Source organism: Pararhodobacter sp. (genome assembly GCF_034676075.1).
Classification (GTDB): Bacteria; Pseudomonadota; Alphaproteobacteria; order Rhodobacterales; family Rhodobacteraceae; genus Pararhodobacter.
Genome location: NZ_JAUCCQ010000023.1, coordinates 22,770 through 43,626 on the forward strand (window position 1 = coordinate 22,770; position 20,857 = coordinate 43,626).

Annotated in this window: 21 protein-coding genes; 7 read left to right on the forward strand and 14 right to left on the reverse strand. The window is 70.0% G+C overall.

Annotation, left to right across the window (positions count from 1 at the left end):
• Positions 1–48 precede the first annotated feature (48 nt).
• Genes VDQ18_RS09390 through VDQ18_RS09410 form a run of 5 tightly spaced genes read left to right on the forward strand, consistent with a single transcriptional unit; the run spans position 49 to position 4,049 of the window.
• On the forward strand, positions 49–1,080 hold the full coding sequence (locus VDQ18_RS09390; RefSeq protein WP_323020683.1) for an ABC transporter substrate-binding protein: 1,032 nt from the start codon (positions 49–51) through the stop codon (positions 1,078–1,080).
• Positions 1,077–2,117, forward strand: a complete 1,041-nt coding sequence (locus tag VDQ18_RS09395; RefSeq protein WP_323020684.1) for an iron ABC transporter permease — start codon at positions 1,077–1,079, stop codon at positions 2,115–2,117. The genes VDQ18_RS09390 and VDQ18_RS09395 overlap by 4 nt, the downstream gene beginning before the upstream one ends.
• Positions 2,114–2,875, forward strand: coding sequence for an ABC transporter ATP-binding protein (locus VDQ18_RS09400; RefSeq protein ID WP_323020685.1), 762 nt, complete (start codon positions 2,114–2,116; stop codon positions 2,873–2,875). Before VDQ18_RS09395 ends, VDQ18_RS09400 begins: the two co-directional genes overlap by 4 nt.
• On the forward strand, positions 2,872–3,288 hold the full coding sequence (locus VDQ18_RS09405) for a pseudoazurin (RefSeq protein WP_323020686.1): 417 nt from the start codon (positions 2,872–2,874) through the stop codon (positions 3,286–3,288). Before VDQ18_RS09400 ends, VDQ18_RS09405 begins: the two co-directional genes overlap by 4 nt.
• The gene (locus tag VDQ18_RS09410) at positions 3,285–4,049 is read left to right on the forward strand and encodes a class I SAM-dependent methyltransferase (protein ID WP_323020687.1); all 765 of its coding nucleotides are present in this window, start codon (positions 3,285–3,287) and stop codon (positions 4,047–4,049) included. Before VDQ18_RS09405 ends, VDQ18_RS09410 begins: the two co-directional genes overlap by 4 nt.
• Here the strand turns inward: VDQ18_RS09410 and VDQ18_RS09415 are convergent, their stop codons facing one another.
• The 13 genes from VDQ18_RS09415 to mdeB all read right to left on the reverse strand — a co-directional run bounded on the left by VDQ18_RS09415 (position 4,050) and on the right by mdeB (position 19,283).
• On the reverse strand, positions 4,050–4,469 hold the full coding sequence (locus VDQ18_RS09415; protein WP_323020688.1) for a PaaI family thioesterase: 420 nt from the start codon (positions 4,467–4,469) through the stop codon (positions 4,050–4,052).
• Between the two features lie 19 nt (positions 4,470–4,488).
• Positions 4,489–5,790, reverse strand: a complete 1,302-nt coding sequence (locus tag VDQ18_RS09420) for a TRAP transporter large permease (protein ID WP_323020689.1) — start codon at positions 5,788–5,790, stop codon at positions 4,489–4,491.
• Positions 5,777–6,262, reverse strand: coding sequence for a TRAP transporter small permease (locus VDQ18_RS09425; protein WP_323020690.1), 486 nt, complete (start codon positions 6,260–6,262; stop codon positions 5,777–5,779). The genes VDQ18_RS09420 and VDQ18_RS09425 overlap by 14 nt, the downstream gene beginning before the upstream one ends.
• Complete coding sequence (locus VDQ18_RS09430; protein WP_323020691.1) at positions 6,255–7,106, reverse strand: VOC family protein; 852 nt, start codon at positions 7,104–7,106, stop codon at positions 6,255–6,257. Before VDQ18_RS09430 ends, VDQ18_RS09425 begins: the two co-directional genes overlap by 8 nt.
• Entirely contained in the window at positions 7,103–8,905 is a 1,803-nt protein-coding gene (locus VDQ18_RS09435; RefSeq protein ID WP_323020692.1) for an AMP-binding protein, read from the reverse strand. The genes VDQ18_RS09430 and VDQ18_RS09435 overlap by 4 nt, the downstream gene beginning before the upstream one ends.
• Positions 8,902–9,930 carry a zinc-binding dehydrogenase gene (locus VDQ18_RS09440; RefSeq protein ID WP_323020693.1) on the reverse strand — a complete coding sequence of 343 codons (1,029 nt, stop codon included), beginning with the start codon at positions 9,928–9,930 and terminating at the stop codon, positions 8,902–8,904. Before VDQ18_RS09440 ends, VDQ18_RS09435 begins: the two co-directional genes overlap by 4 nt.
• Positions 9,927–10,637: an aspartate/glutamate racemase family protein gene (locus tag VDQ18_RS09445; RefSeq protein WP_323020694.1), complete on the reverse strand. Its 711-nt coding sequence runs from the start codon at positions 10,635–10,637 to the stop codon at positions 9,927–9,929. The genes VDQ18_RS09440 and VDQ18_RS09445 overlap by 4 nt, the downstream gene beginning before the upstream one ends.
• Entirely contained in the window at positions 10,634–11,776 is a 1,143-nt protein-coding gene (locus tag VDQ18_RS09450) for a hypothetical protein (protein ID WP_323020695.1), read from the reverse strand. The genes VDQ18_RS09445 and VDQ18_RS09450 overlap by 4 nt, the downstream gene beginning before the upstream one ends.
• Positions 11,777–11,862: 86 nt before the next feature.
• Entirely contained in the window at positions 11,863–12,393 is a 531-nt protein-coding gene (locus VDQ18_RS09455; RefSeq protein WP_323020696.1) for a hypothetical protein, read from the reverse strand.
• Positions 12,390–13,562, reverse strand: a complete 1,173-nt coding sequence (locus VDQ18_RS09460) for an amidohydrolase (RefSeq protein ID WP_323020697.1) — start codon at positions 13,560–13,562, stop codon at positions 12,390–12,392. The genes VDQ18_RS09455 and VDQ18_RS09460 overlap by 4 nt, the downstream gene beginning before the upstream one ends.
• A 90-nt stretch (positions 13,563–13,652) precedes the next feature.
• Positions 13,653–15,302, reverse strand: coding sequence for a dihydrolipoyl dehydrogenase (gene lpdA, locus VDQ18_RS09465; protein WP_323020698.1), 1,650 nt, complete (start codon positions 15,300–15,302; stop codon positions 13,653–13,655).
• 8 nt (positions 15,303–15,310) lie between these two features.
• Positions 15,311–16,588 carry a 2-oxo acid dehydrogenase subunit E2 gene (locus VDQ18_RS09470; RefSeq protein WP_323020699.1) on the reverse strand — a complete coding sequence of 426 codons (1,278 nt, stop codon included), beginning with the start codon at positions 16,586–16,588 and terminating at the stop codon, positions 15,311–15,313.
• Positions 16,589–16,601: 13 nt separating this feature from the next.
• On the reverse strand, positions 16,602–19,283 hold the full coding sequence (gene mdeB / locus VDQ18_RS09475) for an alpha-ketoglutarate dehydrogenase (RefSeq protein ID WP_323020700.1): 2,682 nt from the start codon (positions 19,281–19,283) through the stop codon (positions 16,602–16,604).
• Positions 19,284–19,405: 122 nt separating this feature from the next.
• Between mdeB and VDQ18_RS09480 the strand changes: the two genes are divergently transcribed.
• Positions 19,406–19,873 carry an Lrp/AsnC family transcriptional regulator gene (locus VDQ18_RS09480; protein WP_323020701.1) on the forward strand — a complete coding sequence of 156 codons (468 nt, stop codon included), beginning with the start codon at positions 19,406–19,408 and terminating at the stop codon, positions 19,871–19,873.
• 5 nt (positions 19,874–19,878) lie between these two features.
• Here VDQ18_RS09480 and VDQ18_RS09485 read toward each other — a convergent pair whose 3' ends face one another.
• Positions 19,879–20,148 (reverse strand): DksA/TraR family C4-type zinc finger protein, encoded by a 270-nt coding sequence (locus tag VDQ18_RS09485; RefSeq protein WP_323020702.1) that lies wholly within the window; start codon positions 20,146–20,148, stop codon positions 19,879–19,881.
• Between the two features lie 54 nt (positions 20,149–20,202).
• On the opposite strand from VDQ18_RS09485, the gene VDQ18_RS09490 reads away from it, so the two are divergent.
• Positions 20,203–20,857: DUF4336 domain-containing protein (locus tag VDQ18_RS09490; RefSeq protein ID WP_323020703.1), on the forward strand; the 655-nt coding region annotated here is incomplete at its 3' end.

A 20,857-nucleotide genomic window follows, 5' to 3' on the forward strand; every position in this document is an offset into this window, starting at 1 on the left:
CTGCCCTTCCCGTCCCCCTCCGGCCCCTTACCCAACCGGAGACCTTCCATGCCGATCCTTCCCCTGATCCCCCGCCGCAGCCTGCGCGCGGCCCTGATCGCCGCGCCCCTTCTTGCGGCGGGGCCCGCGCTGGCCCAGACCGCCTATCCGCTGCACCTGTCGAATTGCGGCGCCGAGCTGACCTTCGAGGCGGCGCCTGCCTCGGTGGTGAGCGTGGGCCAAGCCGCGACCGAGATCCTCTATGCGCTGGATCTGGGCGACAGGGTGCTGGGGACCGCGGTCTGGTTCTCGTCGGTCCTGCCGCAGTTCGAGGCGGTCAATGCCGGGGTGCCGCGCCTTGCCGACAACGATCCCAGCTTCGAAAGCGTGGTCTCGCTGCGTCCGGGGCTGGTGGCGGTGCAATACGAATGGCACATCGGTCCGCAGGGCATCGTCGCCACGCGCGAGCAATTCGCCGATCTGGGCATTCCGACCTATGTCCTGCCCTCCGATTGCATCGGCAAGGACAATTCCATCGGCTCGGACGGCACGCGGCTGGATCTCTATTCCATGGACAACCTCTATCGCGGGATCGAGGAACTGGCGCAGATCTTCGACGTGCCCGCGCGCGGCACCGCGCTGGTCGAGGCGCTGCGGACCCGCGAGGCCGCGGCCATCGCCACGGCTGAGGCGCTGGCGCTCGACGATGCTTCGGCGGTCTTCTGGTTCTCTTCGGCCGAGATGGATATCGACCCCTATGTCGCCGGGCAGGGCGGGGCGCCCGCCTACATGATGCAGGCGCTGGGCCTGCGCAACGTGGTGGACAGCAACGAGGAATGGCCGGTGGTCGCCTGGGAGAGCATCGCCCGCGCCAATCCCTCGGTCATCGTGCTGGCCCGCATGGACCGCCGCCGGTTCGAGGCCGATGACATCGAGCGCAAGCTGGAATTCCTGCGCACCGACCCGGTGGTGAGCCAGATGGACGCCGTGCGCGAAGGCCGCATCGTCATCCTTGACGCGCATGGCATGGACCCCTCGATCCGCAACATCGACGCGCTGGAAACCCTCTCCGCCGCGCTGGCCGGGTTCGACCTGCAATGACCCGCCGGGCCGCCCTTTCGGCGCTGGCTGTCCCCGTGCTGTCGCGCGCGGGGCTGGGGGCGGTCCTTCTGGCGCTGGCGGTGCTGGCCGGCGTCACCATCGGCGAGGTGGCACTGCCGCTGGGGCTGGTCGGCGACCTGCTGGCGGTCAAGCTGCTGGGGATCGAGCGCGCGCTCGATCCCATCGACGCGGGCATCCTGTGGAGCTACCGTCTGCCCCGCACGCTGGTCGCCGCGGCTTGTGGCGCGGGGCTGGCGCTGTCGGGCGTGGTGCTGCAGGCGCTTGTCAGGAACGCGCTGGCCGACCCCTATCTGCTGGGCGTCTCGGCGGGGGCCGGGGCGGGGGCGGTGGCGGTCACGCTGCTGGGCCTCGGCGGCGGGGCCATCGGCCTGTCCGCCGGGGCCTTCGGCGGTGCGGCTTCGGCCTTCCTGATCGTGGCGCTGCTGGCAAAGGCGGCGGGCGGCGGACCGGCGCAGCTGGTGCTGGCCGGGATCGCCGGATCGCAGCTTTTCAACGCGCTGACCTCGTTCTTCATCGCCAAATCGGCCAATGCCGAACAGGCCCGGGGGCTGATGTTCTGGCTTCTGGGGAACCTCTCGGGCGTGCGCTGGCCCGATGTGTCGCTGGCGCTGCCGGTGGTGGGGCTCGGGTTCCTCGTCTGCCTCGCCCATGTCCGGCCGCTCGATGCCTTCTCCTTCGGCTCGGGCGCCGCGGCCTCGCTGGGGATCGCCGTGCGCCGGGTGCAACTGGTGCTGATCGCCGCGGTCACGTTGATGACGGCGACGCTGGTCAGCCTGGTCGGCTCCATCGGCTTCGTCGGGCTGGTGATCCCGCATGCCATGCGCTTCCTCGTCGGCCCGCGGCATGCGCGGCTGATCCCGGCCTCGGCGCTGGCCGGGGCGGTGTTCCTGATCGCCGCCGACATCGCCTCGCGCGTGCTGATCGCCGGGCAGGTCGTGCCGATCGGTGTGGTCACCGCGCTGGTCGGCGCCCCGGGCTTCGCGCTGATCCTGATCCGCAACCGGAGGCGGCCATGAGGATCGAGGCCCGCAACCTCGGCTGGCGCGAGATCGTGCGCGGCGTTTCGGTCGAGATCCGCCCGGGCGAGACCTTCGGGCTGGTCGGCCCCAATGGCTCCGGCAAGTCGACGCTGCTGAAACTGCTGGCCGGGCTGATGCCGCGCGCGGCGGGCGAGGTGTGGCTCGATGGCGCGCCGCTGTCGCAGTTGAGCCGCCGCCAGATCGCCCAGCGCCTCGCCCTGGTCGAGCAATTCGCCGACACGGGCGAGGCGCTCAGCGTCCGCGACGCGGTGGATCTGGGCCGCACCCCCTGGCTGTCGCCGCTCTCGCCCTTCGGCCCCGCGGATACGCAGATCGTTGACCGGGCGCTGGCCGCGGTGGGCATGGAGGAGATGGCGGCGCGTGCCTGGGCCACGCTGTCGGGTGGCGAGCGGCAGCGCGTCCATATCGCCCGGGCGCTGGCGCAGGAGCCGCGGGTGCTGATCCTCGACGAGCCGACCAACCACCTCGACATCCACCACCAGCTGGCGCTTCTGGGGCTGGTGGCGGCGCTGCCGGTGACGGTGGTGATGGCGCTCCATGACCTCAATCAGGCGATGATGTGCGACCGGCTGGGCGTCATGTCGGAGGGCCGGATGGTCGCCTGCGGCAAACCCGCCGAAGTGCTGACGCCCGACAACCTCGCCCGGATCTTCCGCGTCCGGGCGCAGCCGATGATCGACCCGAGCGACGGCTCGACCCTGTTCCGCTTTCTGCCGATGGAGACCTCCGCATGATCCGCCTTGCCCTGCTGCTGTCCGCCCTTGCCTCGCCCCTGCTGGCCGAGACGCACGAAGTGCGGATGTATTCCCGTTCAGAGGCCGGGCCGATGGTCTACGAACCTTCGTTCCTGCGCATCGAACCGGGCGACAGCGTGCGCTTCCTGCCCACCCAGCCCGGCCACAACGCGGCGACCATCGACGGCATGCTGCCCGACGGGGCCGAGCCCTTCCGCAGCCAGATCAACGCGGATGTGACCGTCACCCTGTCGGTGCCGGGGCTCTACGGCATCAAATGCAGCCCGCATTACGCCATGGGCATGGTCATGGTGATCGAGGTCGGCGAAGGCGCGGCGCGCGACCTGCCGGACGACCTGCCGCCCCGCGCCCGCCAGCGGTTCGAGGCGATCCTGGACGCGGCGGCCCCGTGAGCGCGAACCACGATCTGGTCGAGGATATCCGCGCCTATTGGTCGGAACGCTCGCAGAGTTTCGACGCGGATTTCGGCCATGGCATCGCCCCGGGGGCGGAGGCCCGGGCATGGGCCGCGCCGATGCGCGCCCATCTGCCGCCCGCCCCGGCCGAGGTTCTGGAACTGGCCTGCGGCACCGGCGAGGTGACGCGGCTGGTCCATGACCTCGGCCACCAGGTGACGGCTCTCGACTTCTCCGAGGCCATGCTGCGGGTCGCGCGGGCCAAGCACGCGGGCAAGCCGCGGCTGCGGTTCCTGATGGCCGATGCCGGGCGCACGATGGAGCCCGACGCGCGCTATGACGCGATCCTCTGCCGTCATCTGGTCTGGACCCTGACCGAGCCCGAGGCGGCCTTTGCCGATTGGTTCAGGATCCTGAAACCGGGCGGGCGGCTGCTGATCTATGACGGCAACTGGGCGGCGCCGAAGCCCGGCGGGCGCTGGGCGGCGGCGGCTCTCAGGCTCTGGGAGCGGCTGGCCGGCGGCTCGCTGGTCGGTCCTGAGATGGCCGCGGCGCATGAGGGCATCATGCGCCGCCTGCCCTTCGGCGCGGGGCTGACCTATGACCGGCTCGCCCCGATGCTGGAGGCCGCCGGGTTCCGCGACCTGCAGCGCCTGTCGCATGATCCGATCGCCCGGGCCCAACGCCAGACCTGCGGGCTCCGCAACAGCCTGAAGACCCGGGTCTACGACCGTTTCATCCTGCTGGCGCGCAAGTAATCACGCCCTCGCGGGCTCGGGCGCGGCGGTGTTGAACGTGCCGCGGCCGAGCGCAAAGACCGTGCCCTCCGCGTCGCGGATCGTGACATCGGCCACGCCCAGCGTGCGGCCGATGCGCCGCGCCTCGGCCTCGGCATAGAGATCGCAGCGCGCGGGGGATTTCAGGTAATCCACCCGCAGATTGGCGGTCGGCGTCGGCTGGCCCTTGACCACGGAACAGGCCATGGTCCCGGCCACGTCGATCAGGCTGGCGATGATCCCGCCATGATAGGTGCCCGCCTTGGCGAAGATCGTATAGGCCTCGCGATACGGCAGCTTCAGGGTGAGACGGCCGTCCGGCGCGACGCTCACCACCTCCATCTCCAGGAATTTGTGGAATTCGGCCCGGGCCAGCAGCGCCCGCAATTGATCGGCGTTCATCGGATCTCTCTCTCGGTTTTCAGTTGGACAGGGTTTGCGGCAGCCACAGCACCACGCCGGGGAACAGGATCAGCACCGCCATCACCCCGACCTCGGCCAGCAGGAACCAGCTGACGCCGCGGAAGATGGTGGTCAGGGCGATGCTCGGCGGCGCCACCGATTTGGCGGCAAAGACATTGAGGCCCACGGGCGGGGTCAAGAGCCCGATCTCGATCAGCTTGACGATGATGATGCCCAGCCAGATCAGGTCGAAGCCCTGCTGCTCGAAGGTGGGCAGCAGCACCGCGACCGACAGCAGCATGACGCCGAACGGGTCCAGCACCATCCCCATGACGACGAAAAGCAGGGTCGAACCCAGGATCAGCGTCAGTGGCGAGACGGACCAGCTGTCGACCAGAACCGCCAGTGCATCGGGCATCCCGGTCAGGGCCATGGTCCTTGTCAGCAGGAAGGCGGCCATGGCGACGGTGATGATCGCCGCGGTCTGCCGCGTCGCCTCGGCCAGCGCATCGACAAGGCCGCGCCAGCCGAAGCCCTTTTGCGGCAGGGCGAGCACCAGCGCGCAGAGCATGCCGACCGCCCCTGCCTCGTTCGGCGAGAAGAGGCCGCGGTAGATCCCCAGCAGGATCACCAGCGCCAGCAACGGCAGGGCCAACACCCGCCAGCTCAGCGGCGGGCGCGGCTGGTCGCGGGGCGGGGGCGGCGCGAGGCTCGGGTTCAGATGGCAGCGGATCATGATCATCGCCGCATAGGCGAAGGCGGTCAGCAGCCCCGGCACGATCCCGGCGAAGAACAGTTTCGCCACCGAGGTTTCCGACAGGATCCCGTAGACGATCAGCGGGATCGAGGGCGGGATCAAGGCCGCCAGCGTCCCGGCCGAGGCGACGGTCGCCGTGGCCAGCCCCGGGTCGTAGCCGCTGCGCAGCATCTGCGGCACCGCCATCCGGCCCAAGGCGACGGTCGAGGCCATGCTCGACCCCGACACCGCGCCGAAGCCCGCACCGGTGAGGTTGGTCGCCACCGCCAGCCCGCCGGGCGCCCGGCGCAGCCAGTGTTCGGCCAGCGCCATGATCTCTTCGGCCAGACCCGAGCGGGTGATGACCGCGCCCATCGCCAGAAAGAGGGGCACGGCGGCGAATTCCCAGCTGGCCGCGAATTCGAAGGGCAGCCGCGCGGTCAGGGACAGCGCCGCGGGCAGGGGCAGGATCGCCGCTGCGCCCGCGAAAGCGGTCAGGCCCAGGGCCAGCGCGACGGGCAGGCGCAGCAGCGTCAGTGCCACGGCGCCCAGCAGGACGGCGACACCGATCTCAACGGGGGACATGGCGGCCTCCGCGGAACAGGCGGATCAGCGCAGCCAGCGCCAGCAGCGCGAAACCCGCCGTCACCGCCATCTTGCCGGGCCAGCCGGGGATCGCCAGCGAGCCGATCTCGATCCGCTCGCCGATGCGCAGGGCACGGGCGGCGAGACCCGCGGTCTTCCAGGCCAGCGCCCCGGCGGTCAGGGCCAGAACCAGCTCGATCAGCCGGTCGAGGAGGCGCAGCGCCCCGGGCGGCAGCCAATGCGCGATCAGGTCGACGCGGATCTCGGCGCCCGCGTGGTAATGGCCCGCCAGTGCGCCGAAGACGATCAGCGGCATATAGAGCTTGGCCACCATCTCGGCGGCGCCGCTGATGCCGATCCCGGCCAGTTCGCGCAGCAGGATCGTGGCGCCGACCTGCAGGATCATCGCCGTCAGCGCCAGGATCGCCACCCCGTCGGCGGCGCGGATCAGCCCGTCCCCCAGCTTATGCATCGGTGCCCTCCGAATAGAGCAGGAAGCACCCGGCCGCCTGCGGGGCGGGGATCAGCGGACCTTCGGGCGTCTCGACGGGCGTGAACCCCGCTGCCCGGGCGATTGCCGCCGCGCGCCCGGCATCCGCAACCCGGATCGTCATGCCCTTGATCCCCGGCGCTGTGCCGCTGCCGCTGCCGGGCAACGTGGCCTCCAGCGCCTCGGGCGTCAGCAGGCGCAGGGCGGGGCCGTGGTCCAGCCGGATGTCGCTGCCGTCCCAGTCCGCGCCCCAATAGGCGACGTAATGGCGGGCGGCGGCTTCGGGGTCGGGATCGGTGGCCCAGACCCGGGTGATGGCCTGCGCCCCGTTCGGATGCGCGGTGAATTCGGGCCGCACGTAAAGCTCGGGCGTCTTGTGCTGGCAGAAGTTCCAATAGACCGGCGCCTGGCCGATCTCGGGGATGGCGACGCGGAAGCTGGGGGTGATCGTGGTGCCATCGGGCAGATGCCAGTCGCGGGCCAGATCCAGCGCCGGGCCCAGCCGCAGGCCCTGCCCGCGCAGCCGATCGACCACCGCCGCCGCGTCGGTGACGCTGAGCACGGTCGAGACGGCGCCCATCGCGACCAGCAGCTGCGGCATCGGCGGCGGGGCGCGCAGCGGATCTTCCAGCTGCATCAGCTCGACGTAATTGCACACGCCCGCGCCGGTATCGGTCTGGGGGAAGCAAAGCAGGCGGTTCGACAGGCCCGGCATGCCGCTTTTCGGCGTGGCGACGAAGCCCAGCCTCTCGAACAGGGCGCCTGCGGCTTCGGCATCGGGAACATGGACCATCACATGGTCGAGGGCGAGCATTCGGTCGGTCATTCTTTGGCTTTCGTGTCAGTCAGAAGGTCGAGGCCGAGGCCGGCCAGCACCAGCGCGGCCTCGGGCGGAAGCGGAGAGAGGGCGACGGCGATACGCCCGCCCGCGCAGGTCTCGGCCCGCATCTGATGGCCGGGATAGACCTCGCGCAGGACGCCAAGGGCGGCGTCCCGGCGCAAGGCCAGCTTGTCGACCTTGCCGACCGCGGTGAGCGGCATCCGCTCCAGCACCCTGACCACCCGCGGCCGGGCGGCGCGTTCGGCGATGGCGGGCAGGGCGCGGGCCGCCAGGTCCTCGGGCGTGGCCCGGGCGCCGGGGACCAGCGCGACATAGCAGACCGGCAGCTCGCCCAGCCTTGCGTCGGGGGCGCCGACGGCGGCGGCGACCTGAACCTCGGGCAGGGCCATGAAGGCCTCCTCAATCACCGCCGGGTCGATGTTGTGACCGCCGCGCAGGATCAGGTCCTTGGCCCGCCCGGTGAGGAACAGGTAGCCGTCCGCGTCGATCTGCCCGACATCGCCGGTGTCCAGCCAGCGGCCCGGCCCCAGATGCGGCGCCTCGCACAGCCCGTCGCCCGGCTGGTCGAGGTAGCCCGCGAACAGCCCCGGCGATTGCGCCAACACCAGACCGGGCTCGCCCGGGGCGGCGGCGCGGGTCGGGTCGCCCAGCGATTGCAGCGCCAGCCGGCACCAGGGCAGCGCCAGCCCGACCGAGCCGGGGCGGCTTTCGCCCCCGGGCGGGGTGAAGGTCAGCACCAGCGAGGCCTCGGTCAGGCCCCAGGCCTCCTTGATGGGCAGGCCGGTGATGTCGGTGAAGCGGCGATGCGCGGCGGCGGGCAGCGGCGCGGCCGAGGAGACCCAGTGCCTGAGCCGGGGCGGCGCGGGGGCGGTGAAACCTTCCAGCGCCGCCATGGCGATGGTCGGCGGGGCGAAGAGGATATCGGCCCCCTCGCGCGCCGCGATCCGCCAGAGCGCGGCGGTCATCGCCGGGTCGCGGTAGCCCGCGCGGCCCAGCTGCACGACGCTGGCCCCGGCCCAGAGCGGCGCCAGGCCGCCGAAGATCAGCCCGCCGACGTGGAACAGCGGCATGCCGCAGGGGATCGTGCTGTCCGCGCGGATGCCGCCGCCAAAGGCGGTGAGAAAGGCCATATAGGCAAGGTTCGCATGGGTCAGCCGGGCGATCTTCGGCAGACCGGTGGTGCCGCCGGTGTGGAAACAGGCGGCGATATCCCCGGGGCCGGGCAGGGGCGCGGGCGGGGCGTCCGCGTGGGATGCCAGCCAATCCTCGACGCGGTCCGCTTGGCCCTCGGGCTCGCCGCAGATCAGGATCCTCAGCTCCGGCAGCGCGGCCCGGATCGCGGGCAGCTTGTCCCAGACGCCCTGCGAGCCCGAGGGCCCTTCGGCCAGCAGGAAGCGCGCGCCGGCGCGGGTCAGCATGTGCAGGATCGCGTCCGGCTCCAGGAAGGGATTGACCGGCAGGCAGGTCCCCGCCGCCATCGCCCCCAGCAGCAGCGGCAGGGTCAGCGGCATCCCCGGTAGCAGGCTGGCGACAACCGGGCGTGGTGCCTCGGCGGCGAAGGCCGCGGCGATCCGTTCGGTGCGCGCCGCAACCTCCGCAAAGCTCTGGTCCACCGGCGACGCATCCGGCGCCTCAAGGAAGCGATGCGCGCGCCGGGTGCCGTAGCGCTGTGCCGCGCCGCGCACCAGCTCGGGGATGGTCCCTCCCCGCAGCCAATGCGCCAGCGGCTGCGCCTCGATGGCGCGCACCGCCGCAGCCCCGTCGAAGAGCGGCAGGTCGCTCATGCATCCCCCCCGACACTGTCCGGCACGACGATGATCTTGCCGAAGACCTTGCGGTCGCGCAGCATCGCCACGCCCTCGGCCGCGCGGCTCAGGGGCAGGGTCAGGTCGATCACCGGATCGAGCCGCCCCTCGGCCACAAGCCCCAGACAGGCGGCGATGTCCTCGGTGGTGAAGCCGGTCGAGCCGCGCACATCCATCTCGGCGGTGAAGATGAAGCGCAGGTCGGTCTTGGGATCATAGCCCGCCGTCGCGCCGCAGGTCAGCAGCCGCCCGCCCCGCTTCACCGCCCTGAGCGAGGGCGCCCAGGTCTCGCCGCCGGTGAAATTCACCACCACGTCGAAACCGCCACCGCGGAACAGCGAGCCGGTGGTGCGCCGGGAATAGGCGTCGACCGGCTCTTGCGAGTAATCATAGCCGTGGTCCGCCCCCAGCGCGATCAGCCGCTCGCCCTTGGCGGCCGAACCCGCGCCCGCCGTGACCGTCAGGCCGAAGAGCTTGGCCAGCAGCACGCAGGCCGTGCCGACCCCGCCGCTGGCGCCGAGGATCAGGATCGACTCGCCCGCCGCGATCCGGCCGCGCGTCACTAGCATGCGGTAGGCGGTGCCATAGGCCACGGGCAGGGCCGCCGCCTGGGCGTCGGTCACATGGTCGGGGATCGGGATCAGCTGGCTGACCCTTGCCACGACATACTCGGCCAGCGCCCCGGGCCGGGTTTCGCCCAGCATCTCGAAATGGCCGGAGCGGTCGTCGATATGCGCGGGGTTCACCAGCACCCGCTGGCCGGGGGCGAAGCCCTGACCCCCGCCGTTGATCTCGACGATCTCGGCCGCGCAATCGCCGCCGGTGACCATCGGGAAGGGCACCTTGATCCCCGGCATCCCGCGCAGGGTGAAGACGTCGAGGTAATTGAGCGCCGCGGCGCGGACCTTGAGCAGCGCCCAGCCGGGCGCGGGCGCCGGGCGCTCCATCTCGCCATGAACAAGCGCGTCGGCATCGCCATGCGCGGTGAAATAGAGGGCTTTCATCGTGTCGTCTCCGTCAGGGATAGCGCCAGATCGAGGTGGGATTCGACCCCGTCGATCAGGGGAATCGGCGCGGTGGGCCGCGGCAGCAGCAGCGGCAGTTCGGTGCAGGCGAGGGCGGCGGCATCCGCCCCGGCCCGGGCCAGCGCCGCGACTGCCCGGTCGAGCGCCGCCCCGGCTTCGGGCGTGGCGCCCCTCAGCGTCAGGTCCTCGGCAATGGCGCGGTCGAGCGCCCCGGCCTCGGCGGCGGGCGGGGCGAGAACCTCGATCCCCGCGCGCCTCAGGCTGGCGGCGATATGCCCCGCCCCGGTCATCCGCGCCGTGCCCAGAAGCCCCACGCGGCGGAAGCCCCGCGCGCGGCAGGTGCGGGCCAGCGCCTCGCCCGCATCGACGAAGGGCACCGCCAGCGCGGCCCGCAGCCTCTCGGCGGCGAAATGGGCGGTGAAAGCGGCCAGCATCACCGACCCCGCCCCGGCCCGTTCGAGCCCCAGCGCCGCCTCGGCGATCACCGCTCTGGCGGCATCGGTGCCCTCGGCCTCGACCCGCGCCAGAAGCGGGCCGAAGGACAGGGACGCAATCAGGCAGTCGGCGTTCATGTGAACTCCGTTCCGGGCTTCGCTGAGCAGGTTGAGGGTGCGGTAGTAATGGACGGTCGAGTGCCAGCTCATCCCGCCCACGATGCCGAGGGGCCGGGAAACCCCGCCCGTCACAGGTCGATACGGTCGAAGATGCGGTCGTTGGCGATGCGGATGAACGCCTCGCGGTCGCCCGCGAATTGCGGCAGCAGGTCTTCGTGCCAGACGCGGAAGGTCTCGATGATCCGGTCGATCAGCGCGTCGCTGTCCGCGATGCCGCGTTCGGCCGCCAAGCTGCGCAGCGCCGCAGCCTCCCCGGCCGAGAAGGCCTGCCAGGCCTCGGCCAGCGCCGCGTCGCCGGAGACAAAGGCGATCCGGTCGGTGAGCGCCGCGCGGGTTTCCACATCGGGCGTGACATAGGCGTTGCTGACGTAATCCCAGAGCGTCGCGGCCATCAGCCCGCGGATCGCCGCCCGGTCGGCATCCTCCACCGCAGCCCAGCTATCGGCGTTGAAAGCCAGCGGCACCGCCCCGGCGATGATCCCCTGCGGCATCTCGATCACGCCCTTGATCGTGTCCTCCAGCCCATAGCTGCGGATCCACGAGGTGCCGATGATCGCGCACTCGGTCATGCCCAGTTGCAGCGCCGACAGCAGGTCCGAGATCGCCGTCTGCACCGGCACCATGCCCAGCGCCGTGGCCCAGCGCATCTCGGGCCGACCGATGGTGGCGACGCGCAGCCCGGCCAGATCCGCAGCGGTGGCAACAGGCTGGGTGCATTGCATGGTCAGGGGCGCCGCCGATTGCAGCAGGGCAGGCACCACGCCCAGCGCCTCGAAATCGGCGCGGCAGGCGGCGCAATCGACGAAATAGGCCTCGTTCAGGGCGCCCATCGTGGCGAAGGGATCGGTGCCCAGCCCGGTCAGTTCCGACATCAGCGCCGCGGCGGGCAGGTCGGAGGGGTAGAACTGGGTGATCAGGAAACCGCTGTCGACCACGCCGTCGGCAATCGCCTCCAGTGCGCCGGGGATCGAGACCAGCTGCCCGCCCAGGATCGGCGTGAACGACACCCGGCCTTCGGTCGCGGCGGTGATCGCCTCCAGCAGCGGCAGCACGCCCTCGCGGTTCGCGGCCGAGCGTTCGGGCACGCCCGAGCCATAGGTCAGCTCCTGCGCCGGGGCGCTGCCCGCGGACAGCGCGCCCGCCAGCAGCAGCGACAGCGGCAGGGCTGCGCGGCGTGCCTGTCCCGCCTTGGTGATGGATTTCCCGGTCATGACGTCCTCCTGTTCCCAGCGCTTTCTGCGCCTTGATGAGGGGACTGTGGCCGAGTTCCGGCAATCCGTCAACTATATTGACAGCTTTAGGCGCGACGACGTCTCCAGACGCCCGATTGCTCGGCGGGACGGTCGGTTTTGCGCAAGGCGCGGGCAAGAAGATCCCGCAGTGTCTCGCGTTCTTCCGCGGAAAGGCCGGTGAAATAATCCTCCTCGGCCCGTTTCAGCGCGCCCAGACCCACGGCCAGCAGCTTGCGCCCTTCCGCCGTGGCGTGGACCAGTTTCGTCCCGGTTCCCTCGACCGGCCGCCATTCCAGAAAGCCCTGCGATTCGAAATAGCCGACCAGCTTGCTCATCGCCTGTTTCGAGATCCCGGCCCGTTCGGACATGGCGGTCAGGCTTTCACCCTCGACCTCCATCGTGCGCAGGACATGGGTATGGGCGGCCGACATGCCGGGATAGCCCGCCTCGTGCAGATAGCTCAGCGCCAGCCGGTCGAAGCCGACATGCACTTCGTCCAGCAGACGCCCGAGGTTGCGCAGGCGCAGCTCGGCCAGTGTCGCGTCATCCCAGTTTTCGGGCTCGTCCTGCGCGGGATCGGGGGCTGGGTCACTCATGGTCTTTCCTTCGCCATGTCTGGGGCCGTTCCGGGCGCCAAGAGGGCGTCGAAGACCCTGAGCGCCAGCGGAATCAGCCGGTCGTTGAAATCGTATCCCGGATTGTGGACCATTTCACGGTGCTCGCCGTCCTGCTGGCCCAGGAGGACATAGGCCCCCGGACAGGCGTCCAGCATATAGGCGAAATCCTCGGCGGCGAGGAGCGGCGGGAAATCGTCGCGCAGCGCCTGCGGGCCCAGGGCTTTGTGCACCGCACCGCGCAGGTGCTCGGCCGCCGCCGGGTCGTTGACCAGAACCGGGAAGCCGTGGTGCACCTCGACCTCGCAGGTGACATTGCGGGCCGTGGCGATCCCCTCGCAGACCCGGCGCAACCCGGCTTCCAGGTTCACCCGGGCCTCGCGGTCCAGCGTGCGGATCGTGCCCGAGAGCCAGCTGTCCGCGGGGATCACATTCTCGGTCGTGCCGGCGTGGATCTGCGTGACGCTGAGCGCGGCGGCGATATGCGGCCCGACCTCGCGCGCGATCAGCCCCTGCAGCGAGACCGTCGCCTCGGCCACGGCCAGCACCGGATCGCGCGACAGATGCGGCATCGCGGCATGGCCGCCCTTGCCCCGGAAGTGCACGCGGAAATCGTCCTGCGAGGCCATCGAGGGCCCGCCCCGCACCGCCGCCGTGCCCAGCGGCAAGAGCGGCATGTTGTGGAACCCATAGACCCGCTCGCAGGGGAAACGGTCGAAGAGCCCTTCCTCGACCATCACCCGGCCGCCGCCCAGCCCCTCCTCGGCCGGTTGGAAGATCAGCACGATCCGCCCGGCGAAGCGGCGGGTGCGGGCCAGATGCGCGGCCAGCGCCAGCAGGATCGTCGTATGGCCGTCATGCCCGCAACCATGGAACACGCCCGGGGTGCGCGAGGCCCAGTCCCGGCCGCTGGCCTCGGTCATCGGCAGGGCGTCCATATCGGCGCGAACACCGATCACCGGCCCGGGCCCGTTGTCGAGCGTGCCGACAATGCCGGTTCCGGCCAGTCCCGTCGTCACCGCCCAGCCCAGCGCTTCCAGCCGCTCGGCGACAATGGCGGCCGTGCGCTTTTCGGCGAAACCCAGTTCGGGATGGGCGTGCAGATCGCGGCGCAGGGCCTCGAACGCGGCCAGATCGGGGGCGGAGAGCATGGCGGATCCTATGTCAACTTTATTGACATAGACCTAGCCCCACCCCCTGCGGAGGTCAACCGCATGCATCGCCCCCCGGATCCGCCCCGCCTAGAGATCCGTCAGCGTCCCCAGATGCGCCTCGGCCGCGAAGGCGACGGTCTCCGACAGGGTCGGATGGGGATGGATGGTCAGCCCGATGTCATGGGCATCGGCGCGCATCTCGATGGCCAGCGCCACCTCGGCAATCAGATCGCCTGCATTGGCGCCGGTGATCGCGCCGCCCAGCACCCGCCCGCTGTCGGGGTCGAAAAGCAGCTTGGTCAGCCCCTCGCCGCGCCCCATCGACAGCGCCCGGCCGGAGGCCATCCAGGGGAAACTCGCCTTGCCGACCTTGATGCCGTCCTGTTTCGCCTGCGCCTCGGTCAAGCCGACCCAGGCGATTTCCGGGTCGGTATAGGCGACCGAGGGGATGCAACTGGCCTCGAAGGCGACCTTCTCCCCGCAGGCCGCCTCGGCCGCGACCTTGGCCTCATGCGTCGCCTTGTGGGCGAGCATCGGCTGGCCGACCACATCGCCGATGGCGAAGATATGCGGCTGGCTGGTGCGCATCTGGGCGTCAACGGTCAGGAATCCCTGGGCCGAGACCGCGATCCCCGCCTGTTCGGCGCCGATCCGGTCGCCGTTCGGCCGCCGCCCCACCGCCACCAGAATCCGGTCGTAGCTGTCGCTGAAATCGCCCTTGGGCCCGGTGAAACGCGCCTCCAGCTGCGCGCCTGCGTTGACCGCCGTCACTTTGGTATCGGTGTGGATGACGATCCCCTTCTCGCGCAGCCGCTTGGTCAGGGGCGCGACGATATCCTTGTCGGCGCCGGGGATGATCTGGCCCGTGGCCTCGACAATCTCGATCCCCGCGCCCAGCGCGTGATAGATCTGCGCCATCTCCAGCCCGATGATCCCGCCGCCGATCACCAGCATCCGCTTGGGCACCTCGGCCAGCGCCAGTGCCCCGGTGCTGTCGATGATCCGGGGATCCTCGGGCAGGAAGGGCAGGCGCACGGGTTCCGAGCCCACGGCAATGATCGCCTGATCGAAGCCCAGGCTCTGCGTCCCGGCTTCGGTCTCGATGCTCAGCCGGTTCGGCTCGGTGAAGCGCGCCGTGCCGCGGATCACCCGCACCTTGCGCCGCTTGGCCAGCCCGGCGAGACCGGTGGTCAGGCGGCCGACGACGCCCTCCTTGAAGGCGCGGATCTTGCCCAGGTCGATCTCGGGCGGGCCGAAGCCCAGCCCGTGCGCGCGCGCGGCCTCGGCTTCGTCAATGACCTTGGCGATATGCAGAAGCGACTTGGACGGGATGCAGCCCACGTTCAGGCATACCCCGCCCAGCGTGGCGCGCGGGTCGATCAGCGTGACCTCCCGCCCCAGATCGGCAGCGCGGAAGGCGGCGGTATAGCCGCCCGGCCCGGCGCCGATCACCACCAGCCGGCTGTGATCCGCGGCGGGGGCGGGGGGCGGCGCGGCGACGGCTGCGGTTTCGATCCGCAGGATGATATCGCCCGCGCTGACCTTGGCGCCGAGAGAAACCAGCACCTCGCGCACAATGCCGCTGACCGGGCTGGGCACATCGAGCGTCGCCTTGTCGCTTTCCAGCACCAGGATCGAGTCGTTCTCGGCGATGCTATCGCCGGGCGCGACGAGGATCTCGACCACCGGCACATCGGTGAAATCGCCGATGGCGGGCAGGGGGATGTCCTTGATCATGGCGGCCCTCAGATCGAAACGCGCCGGAAATCGCTGAGGATCCGGCAGACATGTTGCAGGAAGCGCGCGGCGGCGACGCCGTCGACCACGCGGTGATCCCAACTGAGGCTGAGCGGCTGGATCAGGCGCGGCTGCACGCTGTCCTCACGCCAGACCGGCTGGATTTCGGCCCGGGTCATGCCCAGGATCGCCACCTGCGGCGCGTTGATGATCGGCGTGAAGCCGGTGCCGCCGATCCCGCCCAAGGACGAGATGGTGAAACTGGCCCCCGACATCGACGCGGGCGAGAGTTTCCCGGCCCGCGCCTGCGCGGCGAGGTCGGCCATCTCGGCGGCGATTTCGGCGATGCCCTTCTGGTCGGCGGCTTTGATCACCGGGACGACCAGCCCCTCGGGCGTGTCGGCCGCGACGCCGATGTTCCAGTAGCGTTTCAGCACCAGCGCATCGCCGTCGAGCGAGCTGTTGAACTTCGGATAGGCCTGAAGGGCCGAGACCACCGCCTTCACGGTAAAGGCCAGCAGGGTGATCTTCGCCGCCTCCGGCCTGGCCTCGGCGTTGATTTCCTTGCGGAAAGCCTCCAGTTCGGTCACGTCCGCCTTGTCGAAATTGCACACATGCGGGATGACCATGGCGTTGCGGGCCAGCGCCGGGCCCGAGATCCTGACGATCCGGCTGAGCGGCTGGCGGTCGACGGGGCCGTGCTTGGCGTAATCCTCGGTCGGCCAGTCGGGCAGGCCGGCGATGGGCGAGGCGCCAGAAGCGGGGGCGGCGACCGGCGGCGCGCTGAGCTGCGCCTTGACGAAGTCCTCCACATCCTCGCGCAGGATACGGCCCTTGGGGCCGGTGCCGCCGACCATGGCCAGCGCCACGCCCAGCGTCCTTGCATAGCGGCGGATCGAGGGCGAGGCATGGACCGAGGCGTCGGTGGGCGTGATCGCAGCCGGTGCGGGGACCGGCGACGGGGCCGGAGCCGGGGGTGCGGCCGGGGCGGGAGCCGCCGCGGGGGCCGCTTGCTCACCCGCTGCGGGCGGCGCGCCTGCGCCCTCCGTAACCTCCAGCCGCGCGACCAGCGTTCCCGCGCTGACCCGGCTGCCGTCGCTGACCAAGAGTTCCACGATCCGCCCGGCCTGCGTCGCGGGCACGTCGAGCGTCGCCTTGTCCGATTCCAGCACCAGCAGCGTGTCGTCGATCTGCACCAGATCGCCCACGCCGACCGGCATCTCCACGATGGGCACGTCCTTGAAATCGCCGATATCGGGGACGTGGATGTCGATGATCCTGCTCATGTCCGCCCCCCGCTCACAGCGTCCAGGGCGCATCGGCGCCCGTGTCGATGCCCAGATCCGCAATCGCCTTGGTCAGTACGGACTCGTCACACGCGCCCCGCCCGACCAGCGCCTTGATCGCGGCCAGCGCGATATGCTGGCGGTCGACCTCGAAGAACCGGCGCAGCGATTTGCGGTTGGCCGAGCGGCCGAAACCATCGGTCCCCAGCAGGGTCAGCGGCGCCGCCACGAAGGGCGCGATCTGGCCCGGGAAGGCGCGCACGTAATCGCTGGCGGCGATCACCGGCAGGTCACCCGGCAGCATCCGCGCCAGATGGCTTTCCTCGGCGTTCTTCACCACGAAACGGTTGCGGCGCTCCACCGCCATCGCGTCCCGCGCCAGTTCGGTGAACGAGGTGGCCGAGAAGACATCGGCCCCGATCCCGTAATCCGCAGCCAGGATCTCGGCCGCGGCCATCACCTCGCGCAGGATGGTGCCCGAGCCGATCAGCCGCACCCGGGTCTCGACCCCGGGCAGCGTGGCGCTGAGCCGGTAGAGGCCGCGGACGATATCGTCCTCCACCCCCTCGGGGATCGACGGCTGGGCGTAATTCTCGTTCATCACGGTGACGTAGAAGAATTCGTCGCGCTTCTCGTCCAGCATCCGCGTCATGCCGTGTTCCATGATCACGGCCAGCTCATAGGCAAAGGCCGGGTCATAGGCGCGGCAATTGGGGATCGCGGCGGCGGCCAGATGGCTGGAGCCGTCCTGATGCTGCAACCCCTCGCCCGAGAGCGTGGTACGCCCGGCGGTGGCGCCCAGCAGGAAGCCCCGCGTGCGCTGGTCGGCGGCGGCCCAGATCAGGTCGCCGACCCTCTGGAAACCGAACATCGAGTAATAGATATAGACCGGCAGCAATTCAGTATCATGCACCGAATAGGCGGTCCCTGCGGCGGTCCAGGAGCTGAGCGCGCCCGCCTCGGTGATGCCTTCCTCCAGAAGCTGGCCGTTGGCCGCTTCCTTGTAGAACATCATCGAGCCCTTGTCCTCGGGGTCATAGAGCTGGCCCTGCGGCGAATAGATGCCGATCTGGCGGAACAGGTTGTCCATGCCGAAGGTCCGCGCCTCGTCGGCGACGATTGGCACGATGCGGGGACCGAAAGCTTTGTCCTTCAGCAGGTTGCCGAGGATCCTCACCGCCGCCATGGTGGTCGACATCTCCTTGCCGTCCGCGTTCAGCGCGAAGCCCGCGTAGCTGTCGGGCTGCGGCCGCGCCGGGATCGGGGTGGTGGCGGCCTCGCTGCGGCGGGGCAGGTAGCCGCCCAGCGTGGCGCGGCGGTCCTTCAGATAGCGGATCTCGGCGCTGTCCTCGGCGGGTTTGTAGAACGAGAGGCTCTCGACCGCCTGATCGCTCAGCGGCAGGTCGAAGCGGTCGCGGAACGCCAGCAGCGCCTCCACATCCAGCTTCTTGGCCTGATGCGCGGTCATCCGCGATTCGCCCGCGCCGCCCATGCCGTAGCCCTTCTTGGTCTTGGCCAGGATCACCGTGGGCCGCCCCTTGTGCGCCTTGGCCGCGGCGAAGGCAGCATGCAGCTTCTTCAGATCGTGCCCGCCGCGCTTCAGCTTGTGGATGTCGTCATCGCTCATGTGCCGCACCAGCGCCGCCGCCTCGGGGTCGAGGTCGAAGAACTTCGCGCGGTTATAATCGCCCGCCTTCGACCCCAGATCCTGATAGGCCCCGTCCACGGTTTCCGCGAAGCGGCGCAGCAGCACGTGGTTGGTATCGGCGGCGAACAGCGGATCCCACTCCGAACCCCAGAGCACCTTGATCACGTTCCAGCCCGCGCCGATGAACAGCGATTCGAGCTCCTGGATGATCTGGCCATTGCCGCGCACCGGCCCGTCCAGCCGCTGCAGGTTGCAGTTCACGATGAAGGTCAGGTTGTCGAGGTTCTCGCGCGCGGCCAGCGTCAGCCCGGCGATGGATTCCGGCTCGTCCATCTCGCCATCGCCAAACACGCCCCAGACATGGCGCCCCTCGGTCGGCGCGAGCCCCCGCGCGTCCAGATACCGCATGAAGCGCGCCTGATAGACCGCGCTGAGCGGGCCGATCCCCATCGAGCCGGTGGGCACCTGCCAGAAATCCTTCATCAGCCAGGGATGCGGATAGGAACAGAGCCCCTTGCCCGAAACCTCCTGCCGGTAATTGGCGATATCGGCCTCGTCCAGCCGCCCCTCCAGGAAGGCGCGGGCATAGATGCCGGGCGCGGAATGCGGCTGGAAATAGACCAGATCGCCCGCGAAATCCGCGGTCCGGGCCCGGAAGAAATGGTTGAAACCCACTTCGAAGATCTCGGCCGCCGAGGCGTAGGAGGCGATGTGCCCGCCGAGTTCGCCGTAAGCCCGGTTCGCCCGAACCACCATGGCCAGCGCGTTCCAGCGGATGATCGAGGTGATCCGCTCCTCCATCGCCAGATCGCCGGGATAGGCCGGTTGCTGCGCGACGGGGATCGAGTTGCGATAGGCCGAATAGGGCAGGCCGCTGGTCGTCACGCCGATCAGCCGGGCGTGGTCCAGCACCCGGTTCAGCACGAAATTCGCGCGTTCCGGGCTGGCCTGGCGGGTCAGGCTTTCAATCGCGTCGATCCATTCGGCGGTTTCGGTCGGATCCGAATCGTCGGTTCTGCGGGGCTGGGCGGGCGGTGTCAGGGTCATCGGCATCTCCTTTGCGCGCAGATTAGGCGAAGACCCGCGCCGGATGTTGCCAAATTGGCCAAGATCGGTAGATTATTTGGCTGATAAATATCAGTATTGCGAACTCCTTGGTGGAAAGCACTATGAATTCACCGCTTATTGATGCAATCGACCGCAAGATCCTGAGCGAGCTGCAACGCGACGCGCGGATCTCGATACAGGATCTCAGTGCCCGCGTCGGCCTCTCGCCCAGCCCCTGCGCGCGGCGGGTGCGGATCCTTGAGCAGGCCGGTGTCGTCCGGGGCTACACGCTGGTTCTGGATGAGGCGAAGATGGGTTTCCCGATCAGCGTCTTCGTCTCTGTGAAGCTGGACCACCAGATCGACGACCGGCTGCGCAGCTTCGAGGACGCGATCCGCAAATTCCCCGAGGTGACGGATTGCTGGCTGATGACCGGCGACCGGGATTATCTGGTGCGGGTGGCGGTGGCCGACCTGCATGAATTCGAGCATTTCCTGACCGGCAAGCTGACCAAGGTGCAGGGCGTCGCCTCGCTCGAATCCTCGCTGCCGATCCGGCGGGTGAAGGAGAATTCGGCGCGGCTGGTCTGACGCGGCTATTTCAGCTGGCTGTCCTTGCTGCCGCGCCGGTTGATGCCGGGCCGGTGCCGGAAGGCGCGGTCGCGCTCGTCCTGACACTCGCGGCAGAGGGTGACGCCGGGGATCGCCGCGCGCCGCGCCTCGGGGATCGGCTCGTCGCACTCGACGCAATGGGTGCGGCTTTCGGCCCCCGCCCGGTTGCGCAGTCTCAGGCGGGCCAGTTCCTCGCCGATCGAGGCCTCGATCTGCTCATTGACCGCGCCGTCCTTCGCCCAGCCGCCTGCCATGTTGTCCTCCTGCCCCGACGGGCTTAGCCTGCCCTGACTGTAGGGAGACAGGACATGGCCTTGCAAGACTTCGGTCCGGGGATCTGGCTGGCGGAGGGCGCGCCGGTGACCGGGGCGGCGGGATTCGTCTTTCCGATCCGCATGGCGGTGCTGAGGCTGGCGGAGGGCGGGCTGGTGCTGTGGTCGCCGGTTCAGGCCGCGCCCGGGCTGGTCGCGGCGGTCGCGGCGCTGGGGCCGGTCCGGGCGCTGGTCGCGCCGAACCGGCTGCATCACAGCTTCCTCGGCGACTGGGCGGCGGCGTTTCCCGAGGCTGAGATCCTTGCCGCGCCGGGGCTGGCGGTGAAGCGGTCGGATCTGAGCATCACCGCCGAGATCGGGGAGGGACTGCCTTCGGAATGGGAAGGCCAGATCGAGGGAGTTCTGGTCGGCAATTCCATCGCCCCGGAAGTGGTCCTCTTCCACCGGGAAAGCCGGACGGTCCTGATCTGCGATCTGTTGCAGAACATGGCGACGGACTGGTTTCACGGCTGGCGCGGGCTGGTCGCCCGGCTCGACCGGATGGTGGGACCGGAACCGGCCATGCCGCGGAAGTTCCGGCTGGCCAGCCGGGGGGCCGGGGCGACCCTGCAGCGGGTGCGGGACTGGCCGGCCGAGCGGGTCGTGGTGGCCCATGGGACGCCGGTGGCACGGGACGGGCAGGCCTTCCTCA

Coding starts and splice junctions, on each gene's coding strand:
- VDQ18_RS09390 (WP_323020683.1), top strand. CDS start 49: ATGCCGATCCTTCCCCTGATCCCCCGCCGCAGCCTGCGCGCGGCCCTG.
- VDQ18_RS09395 (WP_323020684.1), top strand. CDS start 1,077: ATGACCCGCCGGGCCGCCCTTTCGGCGCTGGCTGTCCCCGTGCTGTCG.
- VDQ18_RS09400 (WP_323020685.1), top strand. CDS start 2,114: ATGAGGATCGAGGCCCGCAACCTCGGCTGGCGCGAGATCGTGCGCGGC.
- VDQ18_RS09405 (WP_323020686.1), top strand. CDS start 2,872: ATGATCCGCCTTGCCCTGCTGCTGTCCGCCCTTGCCTCGCCCCTGCTG.
- VDQ18_RS09415 (WP_323020688.1), bottom strand. CDS start 4,469: ATGAACGCCGATCAATTGCGGGCGCTGCTGGCCCGGGCCGAATTCCAC.
- VDQ18_RS09420 (WP_323020689.1), bottom strand. CDS start 5,790: ATGTCCCCCGTTGAGATCGGTGTCGCCGTCCTGCTGGGCGCCGTGGCA.
- VDQ18_RS09425 (WP_323020690.1), bottom strand. CDS start 6,262: ATGCATAAGCTGGGGGACGGGCTGATCCGCGCCGCCGACGGGGTGGCG.
- VDQ18_RS09430 (WP_323020691.1), bottom strand. CDS start 7,106: ATGACCGACCGAATGCTCGCCCTCGACCATGTGATGGTCCATGTTCCC.
- VDQ18_RS09435 (WP_323020692.1), bottom strand. CDS start 8,905: ATGAGCGACCTGCCGCTCTTCGACGGGGCTGCGGCGGTGCGCGCCATC.
- VDQ18_RS09440 (WP_323020693.1), bottom strand. CDS start 9,930: ATGAAAGCCCTCTATTTCACCGCGCATGGCGATGCCGACGCGCTTGTT.
- VDQ18_RS09450 (WP_323020695.1), bottom strand. CDS start 11,776: ATGACCGGGAAATCCATCACCAAGGCGGGACAGGCACGCCGCGCAGCC.
- VDQ18_RS09455 (WP_323020696.1), bottom strand. CDS start 12,393: ATGAGTGACCCAGCCCCCGATCCCGCGCAGGACGAGCCCGAAAACTGG.
- VDQ18_RS09460 (WP_323020697.1), bottom strand. CDS start 13,562: ATGCTCTCCGCCCCCGATCTGGCCGCGTTCGAGGCCCTGCGCCGCGAT.
- lpdA (WP_323020698.1), bottom strand. CDS start 15,302: ATGATCAAGGACATCCCCCTGCCCGCCATCGGCGATTTCACCGATGTG.
- VDQ18_RS09470 (WP_323020699.1), bottom strand. CDS start 16,588: ATGAGCAGGATCATCGACATCCACGTCCCCGATATCGGCGATTTCAAG.
- mdeB (WP_323020700.1), bottom strand. CDS start 19,283: ATGACCCTGACACCGCCCGCCCAGCCCCGCAGAACCGACGATTCGGAT.
- VDQ18_RS09480 (WP_323020701.1), top strand. CDS start 19,406: ATGAATTCACCGCTTATTGATGCAATCGACCGCAAGATCCTGAGCGAG.
- VDQ18_RS09485 (WP_323020702.1), bottom strand. CDS start 20,148: ATGGCAGGCGGCTGGGCGAAGGACGGCGCGGTCAATGAGCAGATCGAG.